Consider the following 18115-nt stretch of genomic DNA (forward strand, 5'->3'; position numbering starts at 1 on the left):
TCGGCGCCCATCCACCCCGACTCCCACCGGTCAGGAGAGCCGACCGACCACGGACCCCCACGCAGGAAGGGGTATGGATGACGCGTGAGATGCGCTCCACCGCCGCCGCGAAGCCGGAACGCGCCTCGGGACTCGACCGTCTGCGCGCCCTCTACCACCGGATCCCCCTCGGCAGACGCCTCGTGTCCGCCCTGGTACTACTCACCGTGGTCGCCGTCGTCTCCTTCGTCATGGACTTCTCCGTCCTGGGCTCGGTCACCGGGACCCTCGTCCTGCTGATGGTTTTCGCCGCACTCATGCGCTCGACCGACGCCTTCGTCACCGTGATGGTGTGCGTGCTCTGGCTCGCCGTGGCCGTCCCCCTGTTCCAGATCCCCCTCACCGGAGACCCCGTCACGCTGCTGGTCCCGCCGCTGCCCCTGCTGGTGGCCCTGGCGGCCGGCAGGGTGCGCGAGTTCCCCGTCTGGCACACCGCCGCGCTCTCCCTCACCGCAGGCCTCATCGCCGGATTCTCGCTCGCCCTGGTCGGACTGGTCATCGAGTCCTTCTCCGCGTCCTGGGGGATCGCCCTTCTCTACGTCGCCGCCGGCTCCTGCCTGCTGTGGCGGTTGTCCGCCTCCCACCAGATCGTCAGGGACAGCGAGGCCAACCGGCGCGAGACCGCCAAGGCCATGCCCGTCTCCCGCCGCACCAGACGCGGGGACCGCTCCGACCCCTTCGACAGACCGGATACCGAGGGCCGGGCCCAACCACTGCGCGGCCGCTCCGACACCGGCCCACGTCCGGCCGGACCCGCCGCGGGCGAGACCTCCGACGACGAACCCGTCCCCGTCGACCAGGCCCTGGCCGAGCTGGAGGACATGATCGGGCTCGATCCGGTCAAGCAGCAGGTGCGCGGGATCGCCGCCTCCATCGAGGCCGCCCGGCTGCGCGCCGACGCGGGCTTCCCCGTCGAGCGCCCCCTGCGCCACCTGGTCTTCTCCGGCCCGCCCGGCACCGGCAAGACCAGCGTCGCGCGCACCCTGGCCACGATCTTCCACTCCTTCGGCCTGCTTCCCACCTCCCGCGTGGTCGAGGCCCAGCGCGCCGACCTCGTGGGGGAGTACCTGGGCGCCACCGCCATCAAGACCAACGAGCTCATCGACCGGGCCCTGGGCGGCGTGCTGTTCGTCGACGAGGCCTACTCCCTGGTCAACGAGGGCGACGGCCAGTCCGACCGGTTCGGCAACGAGGCGGTGCAGACCCTTCTCAAGCGAGCGGAGGACGACCGGGACCAGCTCGTCATCGTCCTGGCCGGATACGAGAAGGAGATGGACACCTTCCTGGTCTCCAACCCCGGTCTGGCCTCCCGCTTCGCCACCCGCATCAGCTTCCCCAGCTACTCGGCCGATGAGCTGTTCCGCATCGCCGAGTCCCTCGTCCACCAACGCGGCGACACCTTGGAGGCCGGGGCGGCCCAGGCGCTGGGGCGAAGATTCGACCAGGTGGTCCAGCGCGAGGTGATCGACGAGCTCGGCAACGGCCGCTTCGCCCGCTCGGTGGTAGAGAAGGCCGCCCAGGCCCGCGACGTGCGCGTGGTCACCGCGGGGGTGGACGGCGAGGAGCCCGCGCCCCGACCCGAGGCCGAGGACCTCATCACCGTCCGTGCCGCCGACGTCGAGTCCGCCTACCGGGAGCTGACCTCCCGTCTGCCCGGTTTCGAAGAGGCGCCGGGTATCGAGGAGGCGCTGGCCGAACTGGACGCCATGATCGGCCTGGAACCGGTCAAGGAGCAGGTCCGCTCCATCGTCGCCCAGCTGCGGGTGGCCAAACTCCGCGAGGAGCAGGGGCTGCTCAACCAGGCGCCCATGCGGCACTTCGTGTTCTCCGGCCCGCCCGGCACCGGCAAGACCACCGTCGCGCGTGTGCTCGGCCGGGTCTTCGCCGCCCTCGGGCTGCTCGGCCGAGCCGACGTGGTCGAGGCCCAGCGCGCCGATCTGGTCGGTGAGCACCTGGGCGCCACCGCGGTCAAGACCAACCGGCTCGTGGACCGGGCCCTGGGCGGTGTGCTGTTCGTCGACGAGGCGTACTCGCTGGTCAACCCCGGCTACAGCGGCGGCGACGCGTTCGGAGCCGAGGCGATCCAGACCCTGCTCAAGCGGGCCGAGGACGACCGGTCCCGGCTCGTGGTCGTGCTCGCCGGGTACCCGGCCGAGATGGAGCGCTTCCTGGCCTCCAACGCCGGGCTGTCCTCGCGGTTCAACGTGCGGGTGCGCTTCCCCTCCTACTCACCCGCCGAACTCACCGAGATCGCCGAAGCCGTGGCGGCCCGCACCGGGGACACCTTCGACGACACCGCGCGTGAGGACCTGTGCAGCATCTTCGCGCACGTGTGCGAGGCCGGGTGGATCGACGAGCTCGGCAACGGCCGCTTCGCCCGCTCCCTGTTCGAGAAGGCGTGCTCCCACCGAGACCTGCGGGTGTCCCATGAGGTGGGCGAGTCCGCGACCGCGGCCGAACTCACCGTGGTGACCAGCGCGGACGTGCGCAAGGCCTACGCCGAGGCCACCCAGCAGACTTAGGGGCGGCCCGCCGGCGTGCTGCTAGTGTCCGGGGCATGACCGCTTCATCCGCTTCCTCCTCCGTGTCCCCCGTCACCCAGGCGCTCATCCTCGCCGGTGGCCAGGCCACCCGGCTGCGGCCCTACACCGACACCCGACCCAAGGCGATGGTGGAGGTGGCCGGACGGCCCATCATCGACTACCAGCTGGAATGGCTCGACGGCCACGGTGTGGAACAGGTCGTCGTCTCCTGCGGCTACAAGGCCGAGGTGCTGCGCGAGTACCTGGAGGCCCGCGAGGGCGGACCGGAGATCACGCTGCTGGTCGAGGACGAGCCGCTCGGGCGCGGCGGCGCCCTGCGCTACGCCTCCTCCGGCCTGCGCGACCAGGAGGCTCCCTACTTCGCGCTCAACGGCGACGTGCTCACCTGGTTCCCCCTGGACGAGATGGTCGCCCACCATCGGGAGCGGGGCGGCCTGGCCACCCTGGCCCTGACCCGGTTCCGTACGACCTGGGGCATCGTGGACGTGGACGGCCAGGACCGGATCGAGGGTTTCACCCAGAGCCCGCTGCTGCCGGTGTGGATCAACGCCGGGGTGTACCTGTTCGAGCCGGGTGTCACCTCGCTGCTGCCCGTCAGGGGTGACCACGAGTCCTCCACCTTCCCCGAGCTGGCCGAGGCGGGGCGCCTGACCGCCTACCGCATCGACGGGTTCTGGCGCGGCGTGGACACCGCCAAGGACGTCAAGGAGACGGGGGAACAGATCACCGCCATGCGAGAGGGTTCCTGACCACCACGGGAACGGGCGCTCACCCGCTGTTCCCCGAAAGGTCGGATGCCGACTGACGGGGCCCTGGACCGGATGGGTATCGTCGCGGATGTGACGAACGACGGTTTCATCCTCTCCAGCGCCCCCAACTTCCGCGACCTCGGCGGTCACCGCACGGCCTCAGACCACACCGTCCGCCACGGCCTCGTGTACCGTTCCGACGCCCTTCACTCCATCTCCGCCGAGGAGCTGTCGGTCTACAACGGCCTGGGCATCCGGCAGCTCGTCGACCTGCGCACCCCCCACGAGCGCGAAACCCTGCCCGACATCACGCCCGAGGGCGCCGAGTACGTGGCCGTGGCCGTGCAGAACCCCGACGCGGCCGGGGCCAACTTCTCCCTGGCACTCGCCGACCCCGAGAAGGCCCGGAGCATGTTCTCCGACGGCGCCGCCGAGCGCTTCATGCACGGGGTCTACCGCGAGCTGGTCACCGACGACGAGGCGCTCACCGGCTACCGGGACCTGGTCGAACGCGTCGCCAAGGGCCCGGCCGCACTGGTCTTCCACTGCAGCGCGGGCAAGGACCGCACCGGTTGGGGCGCCGCCCTGCTCCTCGGCCTGCTGGGAGTGGACCGCGAGACCGTCGTCGCCGACTACCTGGCCAGCAACGAGCGCCAGGCCAACACCGACAAGTGGATGCGGGCGCTGGCCGCCAACAGCGGCCTGGACTGGGCGGAGGTCGCTCCGATGACGCGGGTGCGCGCCGAGTACCTGCGGACGTCCTTCGACCACATCGACGAGGTCTACGGCTCTTTCGACGACTACGTCGCGGACGGGCTCAACCTCTCGGACGCCACCGTGGAGAGGCTGCGCGAGCGCATGCTGGACTGACGCTCCCCACGGAGGGGAAGGGCCCGGAAACCTACAGTGCGTCCAGGCGGCGGCGCAGGTCGCTCTCACCGGCGGAGGAGTTGAGCACCTCGCCCAGCGCGGCCAGCACCGTGGGCCGGTCCAGGCCCCGGTCCAGCATCCGGCGCGCCGCCGCCCACAGGTTCGCGGGCCGCCCGTGCCACAGCCGCCTGGCCAGCTGTTCGTGCCGGTCCAGTTCCCGCTCCCGCCCCGGATCGCCCCCGGTCACGGGTCGGTACCACCGGTCCTGGCCGGTGGAGTGCCGACCGCTGTGCGGCGTGGACGCCTCGTACTCGCCGTAGTGGTCCAGCCGTAGCAGCGCCCGCCGGCCCCTGGCCGTGTCCGGGTCGAACTCCTCCGGCGCCCACGTCACCAGCTCGCTCGCCAGCAGCGGGAACGCGAACATCCGCCGGGCCAGCGACGCGAAGTCGCCGTCAGGCAGAAGCCGCCGCACCGCCTCCTGGCGCAGCCCCAGCGGGCGTGCCGGATCGCGGTAGGTGCGGGTGAACTCGGCGGTGGACTCCCACACAGCGTCCAGCGTCGCCCCCACCGCCACATCCGGAAGCCCGCCGCGCGCGCCCGCCCAGCGCACCCACGCCGCCAGCACGTGCGGCATGGCCTCCTGCTCCTCGGGCAGCAGCACCACCCGGCCGGGCAACCAGTGCAGCAGGAACGACTCCACCTTGCGCGGGCTGACGCGCATCGGCCGGCCGCTGTCCACGTCGCAGCCGTGCGCGATGATGTGGTCGGCGCAGCGGCTGGCCGCGTAGGAGTCGGAGAGTTCGGCGGCCTCGTCCGAGGACAGGAAGCGTGCGGCCAGCACCGCCCGCCGGTCGCGCAGCCACACCGGTACGGGGGAGACCTCCACGTCCTCGGGCGGGACGGGCAGCGTCCGCACCCGGGCGTTGGCCAGTGCGAAGTGCGCGGCCAGCGAGCCCCCGGTCAGATCCGAGCCCTTCAGCCCCACCAGCTCCACGGTCGGCCCCGAGGCCGGGTCAGCCGACGCGCGCACCGCCTGCTCGGTACGCTCCAGCGCCCGGGACAGCAGCGCGCGCGCCTCGGTCAGCTCCACCCGTGTGAACCGGGCGAACTCGTCCGCCTCGGCTCTCGCCCGGCATTGCTCCAGTAACTGCTCGACCTTGGTGGTCACCCAGGCGTCGCGCAGCACGCCGCCGCCGTTGTGGTCCAGGACCAGGATCAGCGCGTGCTCGGGCGGCCGCGACTTCGAAACACCGGGGCGGTCGTGGTCGCGGCTGAACACGCACACCACGTCGTCGGTGTCGCCGAACTGGTCGCTGCTGGCGTAGGCGGAGACCGGGGTGACCACGCCGAGTTGGGAAGCCCACTCGGGTGCCTGCAATCCGCGCTCCCTGAGCGCGATCATCCCCTGTTCGGCCAGGCTCCGCTGTGCTGACGAGGTGCCCAGGGCGGTGGTCGCCGCGAGCACGCCGAGTCCGGCGGGCTTGCCGGAGGCGGTTGCATGCGTGATCAGCCCCTCACCGAGCAGCCGTTCGACGTCCACGCCGGGGATCCGCTCACCCCACCAGGAGCCGAGCATCTCGCTGAAGGCCAGTTCCGCGTCGAGGGGATGGCGCATGGCGAGCAGTGCCCTGGCGGCGCGCAGCATCTCGTCGAATACGGCGTCGGGCAGCGGTTCGGGACCTGTGGGCGGAGGCATCGGGGAGGGCACCATCCGAGCGTATGCCAGCCCCGGGCACGGGACTCGCGTTCGGAGGGACCCGGGACGGCTCCGTGTCGGCTGACACACTCGGGCGCGGTCCGGGTGGCCACGTCCGCTGGCTGCTGTGGGGCTCAGCGCGGTCCGGGAACGGTTCGGTGGCCGGCGAACAGGGATGTTCCCGACCTTCGCGATGCCTTCCTGACGGTTTGTGAGGGCGGCACGGAGTTCACCATCGCCTCCAGGTGCTCGCGGGCGACCCGCTCGACCAGGTGTGGTGTGACCGTGATGCCCAGGTGTTCGACACAGTTCCAGGTATCGCTGACGCAGCGCTCGACGCAGCGATGGGACAAGGCGCTGAACTCGTCATGGAGCCGCGCTGATATCTGCCTGAGATCCTGGACCGGGAAGGTCTGGAGCATTCTCGCTCACACCCCTAGCTGAAGATGGCCTGGACGGTGACCTCCACCCATTCCACTTGTTCTGGACAGAGAGTCAACCCCTCTTCCGGCACGCTGTTGATAAAACCTGCGGGAAGCACCGTTTACTTGAACACCTTCATCACCGCAGGTCAACGAGGCGAAAAGGGCGTTTCGGACGTATAACGTTAGTGTTGCGAAGGGTGGGGCGCAAACCCGTCACGGGCCTCCATCACCGGGAATTAACCGAAAACACGCCGGAGAAACCACCGGTCTGCTGTGGTGTGATCGTCCGGTGGCCTACTATTTACCTTCCGCGTCTGCGGACGGTACCCGGCACGACGGCCGTTGCGCGCGGACGGGTGTGTCTTATGCTTGAGCGGTGACAGCGGCCGAGAGGAGTCATCGAGCGTGACTCCCGAGAGCCGCGGAGCCCCCGACCACCTTCGGCGCCGCTTGCTTTCCGGCTTTCACGCCGTGGACGGACCGCGTGGTCGACAGGGGTCGCGCGGCCCAGGCAGCAGCCCCAACGAAACACGGATGGGGAATCGACGGTTCCGGAGGTGTCGAGCAGTTGAGCGCCGAGACGTCCATTCCGCCGCCCCGGATCAGCGGGGCGCAACTCCCCGACGCGGTGAAATCCCTTCTCACCGACTCTCCAGTCGGATTCGCACTACTCGACACCGATGACGCCTTCGGCACGATCAACCAGCGGATGGCCGCGGTCCTGGGCCGCACCCCGGCCGAGTGCCTGGGCAGGGCCCCAGGCGACCTGCTGGAGGAGAGCGGTGAACGGGCCGCGGCCGCCAGCCACCGCGCCTGCCTGGCCAGCGTGCGCGAGGACGGGCACGCCGTGCACCACCGCCACCGCACCTCCGCCGGTCAGCTGTGGGACCTCACCTGGTTTCCCGTCACCGAACCGGACACCGGCGACTCCCACGTCGCCCTCATCGCGGTCCACGACGTCGGCCGAGGCGCCGAACGCGTCGGCGCCGCCCACCGCGACGAGCAGCGGCTGCACGCCCTGCTGCAAGTGGGCAACCAGATCGTCTGGACCGCCGGGCCCGACGGCGGCTTCCAAGAGGACTGCCCCCAGTGGCGGGCCGTCACCGGTCAGGACCTGGACCACTTCCTGGGCCGGGGCTGGCTGGAGGTCCTGCACACCGACGACCGTCCCCGCGTGGAGCGCGCCTGGGACGACGCAGTCCTCGACGTCACCCCCTTCGACGCCATGTTCCGCGTGCGCACCCGCTCGGGAGGTTACGGCCACTACCGGGCCCGCGCCCGCCCGATCATGGACGGCTCCCGAGTCGTCGAATGGGTCGGCACCCTCGTCGACGTCACCAACGAGCGCGAGGCCGACGAACTCCGTCAGCGCCTGAACCAGCAGCTCAGCGAGGCGGCCATGCGTACCGCCCGTCTACAGAAGGCCACCTCCGACCTGGCCGAGGCGCTCACCGCCGACGAGGTCGTCAACGCCATGTCCGAGATCGGCCGCTCGGGGGTGGGAGCCGACCACACGTGCGTGGTCCTGCTGGACCGCGGCCGCCTCCGGCTGCGTACCATCGCCGCCGCGCACGCCCACCGGCTGCCCAGGACCGCCTTCCCGACCGACCACCCGGACATCGCCGCCAGGGCGATAGCCGATCGGCTGCCCCGCCTGGCCGCCAACACGGCCGAACTGTCCGAGCTGCTCGACGAGGCCCCCGAGGTCGACGAACTCGTCCGGTCCACGCCGGAGAGGGCTTGGGTCGCACTACCGATGATGGCCGCGGGCCACCCCATCGGCGCGCTGCGCTTCGCCTTCTCGTCACCCCGTACGGTCACCGACGAGGAACGCGTGTTCCTGGAGGCCCTGGCCGGGCAGTGCGCGCTGGCCATCGGCCGCGCCACCCTCTACGAGCAGGAGCACAGCACCGCCGAGGAACTCCAGCGCAGCCTGCTGCCCGAGGAGCTGCCGGAGGTGCGCGGTGTGCGCCTGGCCGCCTACTACCGGTCCGGCTCACAGAACGTGCAGGTCGGTGGCGACTGGTACGACGCCTTCCCGCTGCCCGACGGCCGCGTCGCCGGGGTCCTGGGCGACGTCATGGGCAAGGGCATCCCGGCCGCGGCGGGGATGAGCCGCATCCGCAACGCGCTGCGCGCCCTGGCGTTCTCCATGCCCGAACCCGCCGACGTCCTCACCGGGCTGGACCGCATGTTCTCGGCGACAGAGGGTATGGACCAAGTGACCACCCTGGTCTATTTCGTGCTGGATCCGGTCACCGGTCAGCTTGACCTCAGCAACGCGGGGCACCTTCCGCCGCTGGTCGTGGCGGGCAGCGCCGGCCCGTCCCTGCTCGACACCGATCCCGACACACCACTGGGGGTCAGCTCCCCGCGGGGTCACCACAAATTCTTCGTGCAACCCGGTAACACCGTCGTCCTGTACTCCGATGGACTGGTTGAGAACCGTAAACGGCCCGTCGACTCCGGACTCGACGAGCTCGTCGATGTGGCGTCGTCGGCCCCTCCGGAGGTGGTGGGCGATCCACAGCAGATGCTGGAGTACCTTGTTGAGAGCATGCTCGATGGGTATGAGCAGGACGATGACGTCACTCTGCTCGCAGTGCAGCTTCCGGTGATCGATTCCGTGTCGGAGCGGTAGCACCGGTTCGCGGCGGAGCGGTGGACCGGCGGTGAACCGAAAACAGACCGTACGAACAAGTCCATTGCCTTGCCTACAGTGAAGAAGCCGTTCCGCCCCGCGACGCGGGGGTGATCCTCTGCGGGGATGACCTCCTGGAGCGCATACGCTTGAAAGGGCTGACCCCTGGGGAGCGCATACGCTTGAAAGACCAACGGCTTCCCCGCCCCAGTGGGGACGATCCCAGGCCGCAGGCGGGAGAGGGCGCGGTGCCCGGTCCCGGCCAGGCGGACCACCGAGTCCGACAATCTCGCCACACGTCCGTTCGAGAGGTGTTTGTGTCATCTGCCAGTTCGACTCGCTCGAAGCAGTCCGAGTCACTGCAAGAGCCCGTCATTCAGCAGCTGATCGAGCGTGGGCGGTCCCAGGGCTTTCTTGAGCCCGAGGACGTGCGCCGTGCCTTCGAAGAGGCCGAAATCCCGATGTCGCAGGCGCAGTCCGTGCTTCGCAGCCTCGCGAAGGAAGGCGTGACCGTACTCGTCCCCGAGTCGGCCTCCTCCCGGCGCAAGGCGCCGCGGCGCAAGTCAGCGACCACGCGGTCCACCTCGACCAAGGCCGCGACGACCAGCAGTGCCGCCAAGCCCGCGCGCGCCGCGGCGGCCAAGGAGCAGCCCGAGACGGTCACCGCGGTGGTCGACTCCGTCGCCGAAGCCGTCGAGGAGGCCGAGGGCACCGCCGCGAAGGCACCCAAGAAGGCCGCGGCCAAGAAGACCACCGCGGCCAAGAAGGCCGCGCCCAAGAAGGCCGCGGCCAAGAAGACCACCGCCAAGGCCGCCGGCACCAAGAAGACGACGGCCAAGAAGGACCTCGAACTCGCAGCGGACGGCGAGTACACGGAGGACGAGGACGGCCTGGACGACCTCGAGCACACCGGCGCCGAGCTGGAGTTGGTCGAGGACACCTCGGACTCGGCCGACAAGGACGCCAAGCCCGTCAAGCCCGAGGTCGTGGGCGCCCCCGCCAAGCCCGCCAACGAGGACGAGTCGTTCGTCCTCTACGACGATGACGACGATGCCCCGGCGGCGCAGGTCATCGCGGCCGGTGCGACGGCGGACCCGGTCAAGGACTACCTCAAGCAGATCGGCAAGGTCCCGCTGCTCAACGCCGAGCAGGAGGTCGAGCTGGCCAAGCGCATCGAGGCCGGCCTCTTCGCCGAGGAGAAGCTCTCCGAGGAGAGCGACGTCCTCACCTTCGAGCTGCGCGACGAGCTGGAGTGGATCGCCGAGGACGGCGGCCGCGCCAAGAAGCACCTGCTGGAGGCCAACCTCCGTCTGGTGGTGTCGCTGGCCAAGCGCTACACCGGCCGCGGCATGCTGTTCCTGGACCTGATCCAGGAGGGCAACCTCGGTCTGATCCGCGCGGTGGAGAAGTTCGACTACACCAAGGGCTTCAAGTTCTCGACCTACGCGACGTGGTGGATTCGCCAGGCGATCACCCGCGCCATGGCCGACCAGGCACGCACCATCCGTATCCCGGTGCACATGGTCGAGGTCATCAACAAGCTGGCCCGTGTGCAGCGCCAGATGCTCCAGGACCTGGGCCGCGAGCCCGCCCCGGAGGAGCTGGCCAAGGAACTCGACATGACCCCCGAGAAGGTCGTCGAGGTCCAGAAGTACGGGCGCGAGCCGATCTCCCTGCACACCCCGCTGGGCGAGGACGGCGACAGCGAGTTCGGTGACCTGATCGAGGACTCCGAGGCCATCCAGCCGGGCGAGGCGGTCAGCTTCACGCTGCTCCAGGAGCAGCTGCACTCGGTGCTGGACACGCTGTCCGAGCGTGAGGCGGGCGTGGTGTCCATGCGCTTCGGGCTCACAGACGGCCAGCCGAAGACTTTAGACGAGATCGGCAAGGTCTACGGGGTCACCCGGGAACGCATCAGGCAGATCGAGAGCAAGACGATGTCCAAGCTCCGTCACCCGTCGCGTTCGCAGGTACTCCGCGACTACCTGGACTAGTCCTTCCAGGTGGTGGCCGACCCACCGCTCCCATGGCTGACGGCCCCGGGAGCCGGACGGGCCGGAGGCTGACGAGGACCGGGAACCGTGCCCGGTGTGCCGTCCCGCTCACTGAGCGGGACGGCACACCGGGTTTCGGCGTCCTCATGGTTCGCGCGGGTGTGGCGACTCCCGCGTGTGTCCGGAGCATCCCCCGTGGTGCTCCAGGGCATCTACCGCGTCGCGGAGCCCGCTGTGCTCCGACAACGCCGTGTCATCCATCCGACGTTGTCCATGCTGCCGTACGCGCTGTAGGTGCGGCATAAAGTTGCGATACCGAGTCGTTATGTGACCGGGAGTGGTAGGCAGCCGCTCCCCGTGGTGCGTCGGCTGGCCTGTGTCCGCCTGCTCGGGGGCACCGTGGTTCTTCTCCGGGTTCCCGGAACGTGCGTCAGTCGCGGACGATGACGTTCAGCACACGCGGGCCGGGCAGTTCCACGGTGTGCCCCAGGTCGCGCAGGGCGGTCGCCAGTTCGTCAGGGGTGGCGGCGTCCACGCCCTCCAGGAGCAGGGAGCGGGCGATGCCGCCACGGGTGGCCTTGGCCATGTGGCTGACCACCGATCGCTTGGTGGTCCCGTCCACGACGCGCTCGCGCAGCACCTTGACGGCGATGCCGTTCTTGGGGGCGAACGCGGCGGCGTAGACCGCCGAACGGCAGTCGACCAGGAGCTGGTCTCCGGTCAGCTCGCCCAGGGGCGCGGACAGCGCGCGGCGCCAGTAGGCGCCCAAGCCGCCCAGGGCCGGCAGTTTCACGCCCATGGACAGGCGGTACGGGGGAATCCGGTCGGCGGGGCCGACCACGCCCCACAGGCCGGAGAAGATGAGGACCCTTCCGGCCGCGTCCGGGATGTCGGGCAGACCGAGCCGGTCGTAGAGCACGCCCGTGTAGAGGTCGGCGGCGCGCAGCGTCGGCGCGGTGGACAGGTCCAGGTTGCGCTTGAGCGCGTCGGCCTGGCCGGGGCCGATGCCCAGGGTGCCCAGGGCGGTGTCCGCTGGCCCCTCGCACAGCTCCGTCAGCTCCGCCATCACTCTCCTCCGTGCCCCTGACAGCTCCGGGAGGGTCAGCGCGTCCGGGTCCAGGCGCGGCCCCTCCCCGGAGGTGGCCTTGCCCTCGGACGGCGGCAGCAGGACGATCATGGTGCGGGCTCCCAGGTGAACGCGGGTTGCGGGTGCCCGCCCATGCTAGAGCGTGTTCCGCGGAGCACGGCCGGGGCGGTCGCGCGCGGCCACCCGGAAGGCCCCTGGATAGCATCGGCCGCTTCGGATGAAAGGAGCGGACATGCATGAGTGGGCGCGGAGGGTGACGCGGGACTGGCCGCCCTTCGAGGTCGAGGAGAGCGGTGGCTGGCGGTTCGGTTTCGCCGAGGGGATCACCAAGCGGGCCAACTGCGCGCTGGTGCTGGATCCCGACGCGGACGTGTCCGAGGTCACCTCCTACTACACCGGGCGCGGAGTGCGGCCCTGCGTACAGGTGTGGCCGGGGGAGGAGGAGGTCGACAGGCGCCTGGCCGGGCACGGATACGCGGTGGTGGAGCCCACGCTGGTCCTGGCCCGCGACCTCGGTGGACCTCCCGAGGCCCCCGGTACGTCCTCGGTCTCGACCGAGCCCGCGGCGGCCTGGTCGGGCCTGGAGGCCACACGCATCCTCGGCCAGGTCGACGCCGCCTACGCCACCGCCCCGGGCGGGAGGGGCGCCGCGGTGCTGGACGGGAGGTCGGTGGGCGTATGCGCCATGTTCACCGAGCCCCGGGCACGCGGCAGAGGCGTGGCCGCCGGGCTCCTGGCCGACCTGCTGCGGTGGTCGTACGACGAGGGGGCGCGCCGGGCCTACCTGTGCGTGGTCGCCGACAACGCCCCGGCCCTGAGCCTGTACGAGCGGGCCGGGTTCACCAGGGTCTCCGGCTATCACAACCGGGTCCTGGGCTGAACATCACGAAGGCGGCGGTTCGGTGAACCGCCGCCTTCGCCCGTTCGTGTGGCTAACGCTCGTCCGTCTTGCTCTCGTGGAGCTTGTCGGTCTCGTCCTGGATGTCCGAGGCAATCTTTCGGAGTGAGTCATCGTGCTTGCGCATGTGGTGTGCGCAGAACAGCAGTTCACCGCCGGAGTTCAGCAGCACCCGGACATAAGCCTGTGCACCACAGCGGTCGCAACGGTCAGCAGCCGTCAGCGGCTGGGTGGGGGCAAGGGTTCCAGTCACTTCGCCATCCTCAATACTCGGCGTTAGTCACCTCTGACAACATCTAACCCGACCAAGACGTTCCCAACCAGGGCCCGTGTACGCCGACAGCGGAATCTGCCTGGTTGATGCCCTGAAGAGCTCCTTCCAGATCGATGTCGCTTCACGTCCTGGTTGTACCCGTTGGGAGGGGCTGCATTCCCGGATAAGCGGAGCATACGGGGCGCATTCACCAGAGGTGGTAGTCTCGCGCGGGGCAGGCTCCCGTCCTCCCGCCGGGCCCCGGCGGTAGCAAGCGACCGGCACGCCGCCCCTTATCGTCAGTGCGGCGCGGTACAAAGGGCACGCACCGCATCAGCGCCCTGATGGCCCTCAATACGCAGGAGATGTCCGAGTGACCGCCTTGACCGCAGCCGTTCACGACCCCGAGGATTACTCCGCCCGACACCTGTCGGTCCTCGAAGGTCTTGAGGCGGTGCGCAAACGGCCGGGCATGTACATCGGGTCCACCGACAGCCGCGGCCTCACCCACTGCATGTGGGAGATCATCGACAACTCCGTGGACGAGGCCCTGGGCGGCTTCTGCGGACGGATCGACGTCACCCTGCACACCGACGGATCGGTGTCGGTGAGTGACGACGGCCGCGGTATCCCCGTGGACGCCGAACCCAAGTCCGGCCTGTCCGGTGTGGAGCTGGTCATGACCAAGCTGCACGCTGGCGGCAAGTTCGGCTCAGGTTCCTACACCGCCTCCGGCGGTCTGCACGGCGTTGGCGCCTCGGTGGTCAACGCCCTGTCGGCCCGGGTGGACGTGGAGGTCGACCGCCAGGGCCGCACCCACGCGATCAGCTTCCGCCGGGGTATCCCCGGCCGATTCGCCGGCCCCGGCCCCGATGCCGATTTCACCGCCGTCTCGGGCTTGGAGCAGGGCCGCAAGGTGGCTCAGAGGACCACCGGCACCCGTATCCGGTTCTGGCCGGACAGGCAGATCTTCCTCAAGGAAGCCGAGGTCGCCCGAGAGTCACTCCTGGACCGGGCCCGCCAGACCGCCTTCCTCGTGCCGGGGCTGACCATCGCCGTGCGCGACGAGCGCGCGGAGGGCGAGCCCGTCTACGAGGAGGAGTTCCGCTTCGACGGCGGCATCAGCGAGTTCTGCACCTTCCTGGCCGCTGACGAGCCGGTCAGCGACGTGTTGCGCATCCAGGGCAGCGGTAACTTCACCGAGACGGTTCCCGTCCTGGACGACGCGGGGCACATGGTGCCCGCCGATGTCGACCGCCGTCTGGACGTGGACGTGGCCCTGCGCTGGGGTACCGGCTACGACACCACCGTGCGCAGCTTCGTCAACGTCATCGCCACGCCCAAGGGCGGCACCCACATCAACGGCTTCGAGCGCGCCCTGGTGCGGGTGGTCAACGACCAGCTGCGCGCCACCAAGCTGCTCAAGAACAACGACGACCCCGTCACCAAGGACGACACCCAGGAGGGCCTCACCGCGGTCGTCACGGTCCGTCTGCCCGAGCCGCAGTTCGAGGGCCAGACCAAGGAGATCCTCGGCACCTCCGCGGCGGCCAAGATCGTCTCCCAGGTGGTCGGCAAGGAGCTGCGCGAGTTCCTGGCCTCCACCAAGAGGACGGACAAGACCAAGGCCCGCATGGTCCTGGAGAAGGTCGTCGGTGCCGCCAAGGCCCGCCTGGCCGCGCGCCAGCAGCGCGAGACCCAGCGGCGCAAGAACGCCCTGGAGAGCTCGGCGCTCCCCGCCAAGCTGGTGGACTGCCGCAGCGAGGGCCTGGAGCACAGCGAACTGTTCATCGTCGAGGGTGACTCGGCCCTGGGCACCGCCAAGCTGGCCCGCGACTCCGAGTTCCAGGCGCTGCTGCCGATCCGGGGCAAGATCCTCAACGTGCAGAAGTCCTCGGTCGCCGACATGCTCAAGAACGCCGAGTGCGCGGCCATCCTTCAGGTGGTCGGCGCGGGGTCGGGGCGGACCTTCGACATCGACGCGGCCCGCTACGGCCGGATCATCCTCATGGCCGACGCCGACGTGGACGGTGCGCACATCCGCTGCCTGCTGCTCACGCTCATCTACCGGTACATGCGCCCGATGCTGGAAGCCGGACGGGTCTACGCGGCCGTTCCGCCGCTGCACCGTATCGAGCTGACCAACGTCCGGCGTAAGCGCGGAGCCAAGCCCGAGGACCGCTACATCTACACCTACTCCGACGCCGAGCTCTCCCGCACGCTGCTGGACCTGGAGAAGCGCAAGATCTCCTGGAAGGAGCCGGTGCAGCGGTACAAGGGCCTGGGTGAGATGGACGCCGACCAGCTGGCCGAGACCACCATGGACCCGAACCACCGCACGCTGCGCCGGATCCGCGTGGAACAGGCCGAGGAGGCCGCCTCGGTGTTCAACCTGCTGATGGGTAACGAGGTGGCCCCGCGCCGCCGCTTCATCCAGCAGGGCGCCCAGGAACTGGACGTGGCCCGCATCGACACCTGAGCGGTCAGGGGGTCCGCGGCGGTGCCCAGACCCCCTCGGCGAGGAAGCGGTCGACGGCCGAGCGGTAGGGGGCGGGGTCCAGCCCCCGCTCCGCCACCCAGGCGTCGTTGTAGTAGCTGTGCTGGTAGCGTTCGCCGCCGTCGCAGATCAGGGTGACCACGCTGCCCTTGCGGCCCTCACGGAGCATCCTGGCGATCAGGTGCCACACCCCCCACAGGTTGGTGCCCGTGGAGCCCCCGGCGCACAGCCCGGTGAGGTCGTGCAGGTGCCGCATCGCGGCGATGCTCGCGGCGTCGGGCACGGGCATCATCAGGTCGATCACCGAGGGCACGAAACTCGGCTCCATGCGGGGGCGGCCGATCCCCTCGATACGGGAGGGCATGCCCGTGGAATAGTCGGCCGCGCCGGTCACCCAGCCGGGGAAGAACGCCGAGTTCTCCGGATCCACCACCGCCAGGCGGGTACCCAGGCGCCGGTAGCGCAGATAGCGGCCGATGGTGGCGGAGGTGCCACCGGTGCCCGCGCCCACCACGATCCAGTCGGGGCAGGGGTGGCGTTCCAGGCTGAGCTGCTCGAAGATCGATTCGGCGATGTTGTTGTTGCCGCGCCAGTCGGTGGCCCGCTCGGCGTAGGTGAACTGGTCCATGTAGTGGCCGCCCGTCTCGGCGGCCAGCCGCTCGGCCTCGGCGTACATCTCGGGCGGAGCGTCCACGAAGTGGCACTTGCCGCCGTAGCGCTCGATGAGGGCGATCTTCTCCGGGCTGGTCCTGCGCGGGATGACGGTGACGAAGTCCAACCCGACCAGCTGGGCGAAATAGGCCTCAGAGACAGCTGTGGAGCCCGAGCTGGCCTCCACGACCGTGGTGCCCTCACCGATCCATCCGTTGGCCAGCCCGTACAGGAACAGCGAGCGCGCCAGCCGGTGCTTGAGGCTTCCGGTGGGGTGCACCGACTCGTCCTTGAGGTAGAGGTCGATGCCCCACTCCGGAGGCAGCGGGAACACGTGCAGATGGGTGTCGGCCGAGCGGTTGGCGTCGGCCACGACCCGGCGTACCGCCTCGTCCGCCCAGGAGCGGACGCTGTCGTCACACCGGTCCACCCAGGGGGTGGCGTCGTCCGGCTCGTTTGGTGAGGGTGCCATGTCCAGCAGGGTAGCCCGCACGGGCACGGGAGGAGCCAGGGCCCGTGGCCTCGGCCCCGCCCGGACCGCCGTCTCCCGTCGGACGAAGCGAAGCCCCGAAGGGGCGTTGCCAAAGGGGTACGCCCTGGGTGTACCGATCACTGAGGGGTGTACTGACCGCTGGGACCGGTACGTCTAGTCCAGTGAACCGCCGGACATCACCGAGTACATGCGCCGATAGGTGGCCGCCTCCTCGTGGCGGCTCTGGCGCTCCAGCGTGCGGGCGAGCGCGATGTGCGCCCAGTTGTCCACCGGGTCCAGCTCGATGATCCTGCGGAAGGTCTGTTCGGCCTTGTTGAGCTGCGCGGAGTGGAAGTAGGCGCGGCCCAACAGCTCGAGCAGGGAACGGCTGTCGGGCTCGTGCTCGAGGACCGGTTCGAGGGTCCGGGCGGCGTAGATGGGGTCGCCCAGCTCCAGGAACATACGGGCGCGGTTGAAGGTGTCGTAGGTGTTCTCTTCCACGGTGCTCCTTCCGACGACGCGGCGCCGTCCCGGATCTCAACGGCCGGGGTGACGGCCGCATTCCCTGGTGGGAAGTATGGGGCGAAGGAGCGCGGAGCGGCCTGGCGCGGCCGCTCCTGGCCTCCGTACCCACTGAAGAGATCCCCGGACACGTGCGCCGCGACACACCTTCGGCCGACGCGGACGCTCCCGGAACGGGCCCTCAGAAGTCGACGGGGGAGATCCGTCCGGTGTCCACGTCGTAGACCGCGCCCGCCACCGGCAGGTCCTCGGGCAGCAGCGGATGGTGGCGGATGCGCTCCAGGTCGTGCCGGAGAGCCCCCAGCTGGTCGTTGTCGGTGTGGAACTCCAGGCTGCGGGTGTCCACTCCGTACTCGTCCTCGATGAGGTCGTGGACGACGCCGTCGTTCTCCACGGAGGCCATCTTGCAGCGTGTGTGCGGCATGACCAGCACCCGGTTCACGCCGAGCAGGTACACCGCCAGGACCAGGGTGCGCAGGGTGTCGTCGGTCACCCGCGCGCCCGCGTTACGGAGGATCTTGGCGTCCCCCGGCTTCAGCCCGAGCATGTCCAGGGGCTCGATCCTTGAGTCCATGCAGGTGACCAGGGCCAGACCGCTGGCAGCCACCGGCTGGAGCCCTCCCAGCGAGAAGGACTCGGCATAGGCCTCGTTGGCCTTGATGAGGTCGTTGAAGGCGTCCGTGGCGGATGTGGCGCCGTTGTTGTCACTCACGTGAAATCGCTCCTTTGTCCCGTGGTCGCGCACGCGCCGCGCGCACCGGACCGCTCCGGTGCGCGC

Annotated in this window: 14 protein-coding genes; 7 read left to right on the forward strand and 7 right to left on the reverse strand. The window is 69.9% G+C overall.

The window, feature by feature from the left end; translation table 11 throughout:
* Positions 1 to 77 precede the first annotated feature (77 nt).
* The 3 genes from AC0T5L_RS17535 (at position 78) to AC0T5L_RS17545 (ending at position 4201) form a co-directional block, all read left to right on the forward strand.
* A complete protein-coding gene (locus AC0T5L_RS17535) occupies positions 78 to 2561 on the forward strand; it encodes an AAA family ATPase (RefSeq protein WP_476166570.1) in 2484 nt (827 codons plus the stop codon).
* A 35-nt stretch (positions 2562 to 2596) separates the two neighbouring features.
* The gene (locus AC0T5L_RS17540) at positions 2597 to 3331 is read left to right on the forward strand and encodes a nucleotidyltransferase family protein (RefSeq protein WP_476166571.1); all 735 of its coding nucleotides are present in this window, start codon (positions 2597 to 2599) and stop codon (positions 3329 to 3331) included.
* Between the two features lie 72 nt (positions 3332 to 3403).
* Complete coding sequence (locus AC0T5L_RS17545) at positions 3404 to 4201, forward strand: tyrosine-protein phosphatase (RefSeq protein ID WP_476166635.1); 798 nt, start codon at positions 3404 to 3406, stop codon at positions 4199 to 4201.
* A 31-nt stretch (positions 4202 to 4232) separates the two neighbouring features.
* Here AC0T5L_RS17545 and AC0T5L_RS17550 read toward each other — a convergent pair whose 3' ends face one another.
* Entirely contained in the window at positions 4233 to 5846 is a 1614-nt protein-coding gene (locus AC0T5L_RS17550; RefSeq protein WP_476166636.1) for a hypothetical protein, read from the reverse strand.
* Positions 5847 to 6031: 185 nt separating this feature from the next.
* A complete protein-coding gene (locus AC0T5L_RS17555) occupies positions 6032 to 6319 on the reverse strand; it encodes a hypothetical protein (RefSeq protein WP_476166572.1) in 288 nt (95 codons plus the stop codon).
* A 571-nt stretch (positions 6320 to 6890) separates the two neighbouring features.
* On the opposite strand from AC0T5L_RS17555, the gene AC0T5L_RS17560 reads away from it, so the two are divergent.
* Together AC0T5L_RS17560 and AC0T5L_RS17565 are read left to right on the forward strand one after the other, a co-directional pair.
* Entirely contained in the window at positions 6891 to 8963 is a 2073-nt protein-coding gene (locus AC0T5L_RS17560) for a SpoIIE family protein phosphatase (protein WP_476166573.1), read from the forward strand.
* A gap of 317 nt (positions 8964 to 9280) precedes the next feature.
* Positions 9281 to 10957, forward strand: a complete 1677-nt coding sequence (locus AC0T5L_RS17565) for an RNA polymerase sigma factor (protein ID WP_476166574.1) — start codon at positions 9281 to 9283, stop codon at positions 10955 to 10957.
* A 430-nt stretch (positions 10958 to 11387) separates the two neighbouring features.
* Here the strand turns inward: AC0T5L_RS17565 and yaaA are convergent, their stop codons facing one another.
* Entirely contained in the window at positions 11388 to 12134 is a 747-nt protein-coding gene (yaaA, locus tag AC0T5L_RS17570; protein ID WP_476166575.1) for a peroxide stress protein YaaA, read from the reverse strand.
* A gap of 142 nt (positions 12135 to 12276) precedes the next feature.
* Here yaaA and AC0T5L_RS17575 point away from each other — a divergent pair, with 142 nt between their 5' ends.
* Positions 12277 to 12924: a GNAT family N-acetyltransferase gene (locus tag AC0T5L_RS17575; RefSeq protein WP_476166576.1), complete on the forward strand. Its 648-nt coding sequence runs from the start codon at positions 12277 to 12279 to the stop codon at positions 12922 to 12924.
* Between the two features lie 52 nt (positions 12925 to 12976).
* Here the strand turns inward: AC0T5L_RS17575 and AC0T5L_RS17580 are convergent, their stop codons facing one another.
* Positions 12977 to 13195 carry a DUF7455 domain-containing protein gene (locus AC0T5L_RS17580; protein ID WP_073703693.1) on the reverse strand — a complete coding sequence of 73 codons (219 nt, stop codon included), beginning with the start codon at positions 13193 to 13195 and terminating at the stop codon, positions 12977 to 12979.
* A gap of 373 nt (positions 13196 to 13568) precedes the next feature.
* Here AC0T5L_RS17580 and AC0T5L_RS17585 point away from each other — a divergent pair, with 373 nt between their 5' ends.
* Positions 13569 to 15674, forward strand: a complete 2106-nt coding sequence (locus tag AC0T5L_RS17585) for a DNA gyrase/topoisomerase IV subunit B (protein WP_476166577.1) — start codon at positions 13569 to 13571, stop codon at positions 15672 to 15674.
* A 4-nt stretch (positions 15675 to 15678) separates the two neighbouring features.
* Here AC0T5L_RS17585 and cds1 read toward each other — a convergent pair whose 3' ends face one another.
* The 3 genes from cds1 to AC0T5L_RS17600 all read right to left on the reverse strand — a co-directional run bounded on the left by cds1 (position 15679) and on the right by AC0T5L_RS17600 (position 18049).
* A complete protein-coding gene (cds1, locus tag AC0T5L_RS17590) occupies positions 15679 to 16815 on the reverse strand; it encodes an L-cysteine desulfhydrase Cds1 (RefSeq protein WP_476166578.1) in 1137 nt (378 codons plus the stop codon).
* 174 nt (positions 16816 to 16989) lie between these two features.
* Positions 16990 to 17316 carry a tetratricopeptide repeat protein gene (locus AC0T5L_RS17595; RefSeq protein ID WP_476166579.1) on the reverse strand — a complete coding sequence of 109 codons (327 nt, stop codon included), beginning with the start codon at positions 17314 to 17316 and terminating at the stop codon, positions 16990 to 16992.
* Between the two features lie 202 nt (positions 17317 to 17518).
* The gene (locus tag AC0T5L_RS17600; RefSeq protein ID WP_476166580.1) at positions 17519 to 18049 is read right to left on the reverse strand and encodes a beta-class carbonic anhydrase; all 531 of its coding nucleotides are present in this window, start codon (positions 18047 to 18049) and stop codon (positions 17519 to 17521) included.
* Positions 18050 to 18115 lie beyond the last annotated feature (66 nt).

The sequence above is a fragment of the Nocardiopsis sp. TRM 82005 genome (assembly GCF_056312425.1).